The 7,191-nt window shown below is 61.3% G+C and carries 9 protein-coding genes; 5 read left to right on the top strand and 4 right to left on the bottom strand.

Annotated features, from left to right (window positions below):
- The 3 genes from RMO18_RS02030 to RMO18_RS02020 form a co-directional block, all read left to right on the top strand.
- Nucleotides 1-562 (top strand): DNA polymerase (locus tag RMO18_RS02030; protein ID WP_309663655.1); only part of this gene is annotated, 562 nt, incomplete at its 5' end.
- Between the two features lie 463 nt (nt 563-1,025).
- Complete coding sequence (locus tag RMO18_RS02025) at nt 1,026-1,385, top strand: MmcQ/YjbR family DNA-binding protein (RefSeq protein WP_309663654.1); 360 nt, start codon at nt 1,026-1,028, stop codon at nt 1,383-1,385.
- A complete protein-coding gene (locus tag RMO18_RS02020; protein WP_309663653.1) occupies nt 1,372-1,956 on the top strand; it encodes a YdeI/OmpD-associated family protein in 585 nt (194 codons plus the stop codon). The genes RMO18_RS02025 and RMO18_RS02020 overlap by 14 nt, the downstream gene beginning before the upstream one ends.
- A gap of 133 nt (nt 1,957-2,089) precedes the next feature.
- Here the strand turns inward: RMO18_RS02020 and RMO18_RS02015 are convergent, their stop codons facing one another.
- The 3 genes from RMO18_RS02015 to RMO18_RS02005 all read right to left on the bottom strand — a co-directional run bounded on the left by RMO18_RS02015 (nt 2,090) and on the right by RMO18_RS02005 (nt 4,565).
- Nucleotides 2,090-2,545, bottom strand: coding sequence for a DUF1203 domain-containing protein (locus tag RMO18_RS02015; RefSeq protein WP_309663652.1), 456 nt, complete (start codon nt 2,543-2,545; stop codon nt 2,090-2,092).
- A gap of 65 nt (nt 2,546-2,610) precedes the next feature.
- Nucleotides 2,611-2,982: an HIT domain-containing protein gene (locus RMO18_RS02010; RefSeq protein WP_309663651.1), complete on the bottom strand. Its 372-nt coding sequence runs from the start codon at nt 2,980-2,982 to the stop codon at nt 2,611-2,613.
- Between the two features lie 5 nt (nt 2,983-2,987).
- Entirely contained in the window at nt 2,988-4,565 is a 1,578-nt protein-coding gene (locus tag RMO18_RS02005; RefSeq protein ID WP_309663650.1) for a DUF5928 domain-containing protein, read from the bottom strand.
- 142 nt (nt 4,566-4,707) lie between these two features.
- Here RMO18_RS02005 and RMO18_RS02000 point away from each other — a divergent pair, with 142 nt between their 5' ends.
- Complete coding sequence (locus RMO18_RS02000; protein WP_309663649.1) at nt 4,708-5,526, top strand: sulfotransferase family protein; 819 nt, start codon at nt 4,708-4,710, stop codon at nt 5,524-5,526.
- Nucleotides 5,527-5,558: 32 nt separating this feature from the next.
- Nucleotides 5,559-5,951, top strand: a complete 393-nt coding sequence (locus RMO18_RS01995; protein ID WP_309663648.1) for a GFA family protein — start codon at nt 5,559-5,561, stop codon at nt 5,949-5,951.
- A gap of 34 nt (nt 5,952-5,985) precedes the next feature.
- Here the strand turns inward: RMO18_RS01995 and RMO18_RS01990 are convergent.
- Nucleotides 5,986-7,191: urate hydroxylase PuuD (locus tag RMO18_RS01990; RefSeq protein ID WP_309663647.1), on the bottom strand; the 1,206-nt coding region annotated here is incomplete at its 5' end.

Here is a 7,191-nt window from a genome sequence, read left to right as displayed (position 1 = left end):
CGTCCCCCTCGACCAGATGACCTCCGACATCCGGCGCAAGGCCAAGGCAATAAACTTCGGCGTGATCTACGGCATTTCCGGCTTCGGCCTCGCCCGCAACCTGCGCATTCCGCGGGCCGAGGCGCAGGGCTTCATCGACCGCTATTTCGAACGTTTCCCCGGCATCAAGGAGTATATGTCCGATACTGTCAAATCTGCGCAGGCAAACGGCTACGTGCAGACCCTTTTCGGTCGGAAAATTCATACTCCCGAGATCAACGCCAAAGGCCCCGCCGCCGGTTTCGCCAAACGCGCCGCGATCAACGCCCCCATTCAAGGCACCGCTGCCGACGTGATCCGCCGCGCGATGATCCGGATGCCCGGAGCCATCAAGGGCATCGACGCGAAGATGCTGCTGCAAGTCCACGACGAACTTCTGTTCGAGGTGGCGGAGGATGCAGCCCAAACGCTGATCCCCATCGCCCAGCACATCATGGAAACCGCCGCGCACCCTGCAGTGGCGCTCAACGTCCATCTCGCCGTAGAATCCGGCACCGGCAAAAGCTGGGCCGAGGCGCATTGATTGGGAGAGGTTGCGTGAAAACAAAGGGGCTCAGCAGATTTCTCGGTGGTTTGGCGGTCGTTTTACTTGCAATCCCGGCAGTCGCACTCGCAGAGGAGACTTAGAAGCAAGAACTACCTCTGACTGTCTATGTCTTCTCAAAGCATTCTTATGTGTCGAGTTTCGGCGACCGCTATCTCGCAAGCAAAGATGAAAACGGCGGTCTTCTAACCTCGGTTCACCCAATGGCCTCGGTGGTCCATGATGGCGACGACTTGCGTCTCATCTATGTGACCGATGTGATCCGCTTCACGCAGGACTGTCGCGTTGCTCAAAATGGGGTCGGTGACGGAAAATTCGGAACGAGAGATGGGGGGTTCGTCGCGCAATTCGCTAGCGGTTTCAGTCTTGCCTTTCCCCGGCAAGAGCTTCCGCGGCCCGAGTATTCCCACTGTGTGCTTGAATGATCTCGGGAAAAGAGCGCATGATCCCTGATTGGCCCGCCCTCAAGTCCTTCGCCCTGTCGCTGAACCTGCCGCAGGTCACCATCGACTACCCTTGGGGCAACGAATCCCTGAAAGCCCATGGCAAGATGTGGTGCTGGTGGAGCCCTTACGTCGACGCCGCCGTGTTCAAGTGCGTCAAGGACCAACGCGAAATGCTGCTCGCCGCCGACCCCGACACCTTCCTGCTCCACCCCCACTATGCTCCGCACAACCTGATCCTCCTGCGCGCAGGCCGCATTGACGAGGGCTGGGCCCGCGCCCGCCTGACCCAGGCCTGGCGCGACGCCGCCCCAAAGCGCTGGCTGAAAACCTGGGACGAAACCCATGGCCGCCGCTGACAATGCCCCGATCCTGACCATCCGCTCGCGCGCCGACCTGCGCGCCTGGCTCGCCGCAAACCACACGCAGCCCGGCCCGATCTGGCTCGCCAGTTACAAGAAGCACCACCCCGATTACCTTGGCCCCTACGGATCCATCACCGAGGAACTCCTGTGCTGGGGCTGGATCGACTCTGTCACCCGCGCGCTCGACGCTGACCGCTCGATGATCCTGATCGCCCCGCGCAACCCGAAATCCGCCTGGTCGGCGATCAACAAGGCGCATGTCGCCCGCGCCCGTGCCTCAGGCGCGATGACACCGGCGGGCGAGGCGAAAATCGCCCTCGCCCAGACCAACGGCCAATGGGATTTCCTGAACGATGTCGACGCCCTGACCGCGCCCGATGACCTGCTTGCCGCCCTCGACGCCGCCGGCCAGCGCGCCTTCTGGGACGCGATCCCCCGCAGTATCAAACGCGGCACCCTGGAATGGATCAAGACCGCGAAGACCGCTGAAACCCGCGCCAAACGCATCGCCGACGTCACCACCTCAGCCGCCCGGGGCCTCCGCCCCAGCCCGTTCCGCCGCTAGACCCTTCCTCTTCGCCAAATATCCCGGGGGAAGGGCCGCAAGGCCCTTGGAGGCAGCGCCCCCACACCGCAGGCGAAGCGCGCAAGCGCGTAGCCAAGACAAAAGGCTTGCGGCGGCACGCCGCTCCCCAAGATCACCGCTCGATGCGGCACTGAAAGCAGTTGTTCCGGGCCGACCGCACATGCAGATAGGCCACCTGGGGATCGCCTAACAACGCCTCCGCCCGCTCTGGAATGCCGGACGTCGGGGTAACGCCGCCGGTGCCGTACACGATCCGGTCATTCGCGCCGTACCCCCGCACGATATAGTCGGGCGACGCCAGCATCTGCGGCAACGCCGCGCCACCTCCCGCCTCGCAAGGATTAGCACACAGGAAGATCGGTCCCAGTTCGGCATAAGGCTGCGGTGCGGGAAATGGCCGATGCGCCAGCACCAGCATTTCCGCCCCGTCGGCGATCATCTTCAGGCAGTGGCGGCACGGGTTACCGCCCCCTTCTGCCAGCTGCCGCTCCGGCACCTGACCATTCGCATCTGCCCCACCGGCCTGATAGTGCCGGGCCAGATCCGTCGAAATTGCCACAAATCGCATCGCATCCTCCATTTTCACGAAAGATGCCCGGTGACTGCCTCCCGATCGACCCGATTCCTGCGGGTTCAGGCCGGTTCGACCAACCGTCCCAGAACCCGCCCGCCCAGGATGTGCAAATGGTAATGCGGCACTTCCTGCAGGCCATGCACACCGGCATTGCTGATCGCGCGATACCCGTCCGGCCCGGAAATTCCCAGCATCTGGCAGACTTTGGCCAGGGTGCGGTGGAAATCCACGATCTCCTCGGCCGAGGCTTCGGCGGCGAAATGATCCAGCGTCACATAAGCCCCCTTCGGCACCACCAGAACATGCACCGGGGCCTGCGGGTGGATGTCGTGAAACACCAGCGTGTGCGGCGTTTCCATCACCGTCTTGTTGGGAATTTCGCCGCGCAGAATGCGGGCGAAGATATTCGTGGGATCGTAGCTGTAGGTCATCGGGTTCAATCCAGAAATAGATACTCTGTCGCCGCAATCGCGCGCGCCTTGTCGACGGGAATGTCAAGAAATTCCGCCAACGGCAAGGCGTTCTCGTCCGCCGTTGCCCCCTGCCGGATCAGGCCATAGCCCGGCAGATTCATATCCCGAATCCGTTCGCTTTCAAAGGTCACGTCATAGCGGATGGTCGGCAACAGCCGGTTGATCGTCTCCTGCGGGGTGCGTTCGCCAGCCAGACCAACGCGCTTGGCGTGGCCGATCAGATAGTCGTCGCTGAAGTCGCATTCGATCTCCAGCAGCCGTACCTTTGCCCGGTCCTTGTAAAAATCCTGCATCAGGTCGGTGTTTGCCGGGTCTATGCAGAACACCAGGCGGTCGGTTTGCCAATAATCGAACAACATCCGCACCAGCGCCCGCCGATGTCGCATCCGCTTTTCCAAGGTGGTCTGGATGCCGCCCAGATCGGGCAGCTGGGTGCCCGCCTCGTTGAACAGATAGTCGATCGCCGGCAGGTTGGTCACGCTTCGCACCCGGTCTACCAGACGTTTGGCCACGTGCCACTTCTTGCACGTCACCATCATCAGGGTGCGTTCGCGGCCAATGCTGGTTTCCGCCTCCCAGAACCGCGGCGCGAACCGCCGACCTACCCGGCCCCGCCCGGTAAGAAACTGAAACTGTCGGCGGCCATCGCCCGACACCTGAAAACTGCACCCGGTTTCGGAGTAGAGCGCACCCAGCCGCTGCTTCAATGACATCGCATCCACGCTGATCTTGCGCGCGAACAAGAAGTCCTGCGCCAGCAGCATTTCAAAATGATCGTCAAAGAACGTCACCGGAATCCCGTAATCGGTGAACAAAAGGAAGGTCGGGGTGCGCGACCTGATCTCGCGGTCCGGCACCAGATGCCGCACGATTGTCTGGAAAAACGTCTCGTCCGGAATCCATGTCGTGCGGAAGAACCGCACCACATCCGGCCGCCTTGCGCAAAAATCCAACACCCGTTCCACCGTCTGGCGGCGCAGACACCACCACTGGCTGCCAATCTGGATCCGCAGATCCTCCGGCACCTTGCGCGTCAGCCCAAGCGCGCGTTGCGCCCGCATCGACGCATAGAACCAGGTTTTGCGGTTTCGTTCGTTGAACCAATGGCGATAGATCAGCCGCTCTTCCTTGATCCCGGTCTTGATCCAGTCGGAATCGTGGAAATCGAAGCTTTCGATGTAGTCCGCATCATTCGCTTCCAGATAGGCCCGCGTGTATTCCGCCGACTTGATCGGCATGCAGTCGCCCGACAGCATATAGAAATGCGTGGCTTGCGGAAATGCCTCGACGGCGGCCTTGGTGGCCTGCAACGTCGCGTCGACCAGGCTCCACTCACCCCAACCGCATTTCACCCGGCGTTTGGCAAACGCCACCGACGGGTTTTCCGCAAGTGCTGCACGAATCCGCTCGTAATCCTGCGCCTTGGCCCGGGCATCGAAGTGGATCGCGATGCAATCGCCCGCCGCCGTCAACCGGATCGCTTGCGCAATGATCCCTTCGGGGTCCTTGTGGCATAGCAAAAGATAGGCGATCTTCGTCATTCTTGCTGTCGTTTCCTTGTGGGCCGCATGACTGCATGGCCAAACTGCGCTATGCATCCTTGAAAAGACAGAATTTCTTTGCTTTTTTGGCCACTTTTGATCTTACGACAACTGGGTGTGAAAAAGGTAGGGGTGTTTGCGCATGGGGTTTCCCGGTACCTGGATGACCGAGAGCGAAAGTGTGGTCTACAGGGTTGTTCCGAAATGTGCCTGCTCGACCATCGGGCAGATCATGTTTTATTCCGACCACGGCCACTACTTTGACGGCGACATCCACGACGCTTCCTCCGGCATGCACAAATGGGCGATCGAGGCCAGCCAGCCCCGCATCATCGACAATGTACGCCACCACAAATCCTACGCCTTCACCTGCGTGCGCAACCCCTATACCCGGATCCTCTCCACCTTTTTCGACAAGATCTGCGGCATTCAACGCAACGGAAAACGCTACCGGGGCAATCTCGTGCCGCTGCTGGTGCAGAAATACGGCGTCGAAGTTGGCGGCGCGGACGGCAAGCAGGACTTCGATCAGATCGCCAGTTTCCGCCGGTTCCTGCTGTTCACCCGTGACAGCATCCGCTGGAAAAAACCGATGGAGCCGGACATTCACTGGTCCGCCATGGCGGGTCACGTGTCCACCTTCATCGTAAACGGCGGGCGCTACGATCAGATCTTCTTCACCGAAGATTTCGACACCGGCATGCAGACCGTGCTCGACAAGATCACCGTAAAGCATCCGATCGACCTGAAGCAGGTTCCGCGCTTTAACGAAAGCGAAGGCCACGGTCCGGCGCGCGCCCATCCGGTCGAGGCGTATTTCGACGATCTGTCGATGCACCTCATGTGGGAAATCTACAAACGCGACTTTCAGCTGTTCCGCTATGATTTCGACAATCCGGCCAACAAGATGTCGAAAGGCCCGGTCGATCTGGATGAGGTTCACGCGAAACTGGGCGACTAAGACCATTGCTTGCAGATCAGAGAGGGGTCGGGATGGAACCTGTTACTGGCGGCTGCCTTTGCGGGGCAGTCAGGATCAGCGCCACTGGGCGGCCCTGGCGCGTAGGGATCTGTCATTGCCTTGATTGTCGCAAGCATCACGGCGCGCTGTTCCACGCTTCGGCAATCTTTCCCGAACAGGCTGTTGCCATCACCGGCACCACGCACAGCCGCGCCGGACGGCATTTCTGCCCGTCCTGCGGCTCGCCGGTTTTCGGGCGCAGCGGCGATGAAGTCGAGGTGAACCTTGGCGCGCTGGACGCCCCCGATCAGTTCCGCCCGACCTACGAGCTTTGGACCATCCGCCGCGAAAGCTGGCTGCCGCCGTTTGACGGCATCAAATCCTATCCGCGCAACCGTGACAGCGACAGCCGCACCGAAGGCTAGGCCCGCCAGCCCCCCGGCCGGATTTCCACACCCATCAGACCGGATCATCCACCCCGATCCCGCGAAACCACCTGACGATCTTCGCCCGCTCCTCCGGCTCGATGTAGCTCAGGTTGGCCGGCGGCATTGCATGCGTTACCCCCGCCTGCAGATAAATCCGCCGCGCCTCATGCGCCACTTGCGCCGGCGTTTCCAGCACCACGCCCTTCGGCGGCCAATACATCCCCTCCCATGACGGTTCCGCCGCATGGCACATGCTGCACCTGCCCTGCACGATGCCCACCACATCCTCGAACCCATCGGCACTGGCCAGCCGCAGCGCCTCGCCCTGCAGCGCCGCCTCATCAGGCACCAGCCGCATCGGCGCGGTCGACAGCCACGCGATGATCAGAAACAGGATCACCGTCACCCCCCAGGTCCAGTGCGGGTTGCCGCGGCGCGCGTGCCTGGTGTTGAACCAGTGCCGGATCGTCACCCCCATCAGGAACACGAGACTGGCGATGATCCAGTTGTATTGCGTCGCAAAAACAAGCGGGTAATGGTTTGACAGCATCAGAAAAACCACTGGCAGCGTCAGATAGTTGTTATGCGTGCTGCGCTGCTTGGCGATCTTGCCGTACTTGGCATCCGGGCTCCGCCCGGCCTTCAGATCGGCCACCACGATGCGCTGGTTCGGCATGATCACCATGAACACATTGGCGCTCATGATCGTCGCGGTGAAAGCCCCCAGATGCAGCAGCGCCGCCCGTCCGCTGAACACCTGCGTGTAAAACCACGACATCCCCACCAGCACCGCAAACAGCGCCACCATCAGCACGGTCTGGTTGGCATCGACGAACACCCGGCACAGCGTGGTATACGCCACCCACCCGAACGCCAGCGACGCCAGCGAAATCGCCACTGCCTGCCAGACGGTCAGGTCCAGCACTGTCGGGTCAATCAAGTACAACTCCGCGCCCAGATAATAGACCAGCACCAGCATCGCGAACCCGGAAAGCCAGGTCGCATAGCTCTCCCACTTGAACCACGTCAGATGTTCAGGCAGCATTTCTGGCGCCACCAGATACTTGTTGATGTGGTAAAACCCGCCGCCATGCACTTGCCACTCTTCGCCATGTGCAAGGGCAGGCAGGCTCGGCGTCTTGCGCAGCCCCAGATCCAGCGCGATGAAGTAAAACGAACTGCCGATCCACGCGATGGCGGTGATCACATGCGTCCAGCGCGCCGCGATTTCCACCCA

Origin of the sequence: Tabrizicola sp., from assembly GCF_031377265.1 — a bacterium.
GTDB lineage: Bacteria > Pseudomonadota > Alphaproteobacteria > Rhodobacterales > Rhodobacteraceae > JAUYQR01.
Note: the sequence above shows the minus strand (reverse complement) of the source record. Positions and strands in the feature narration are given on the sequence as shown.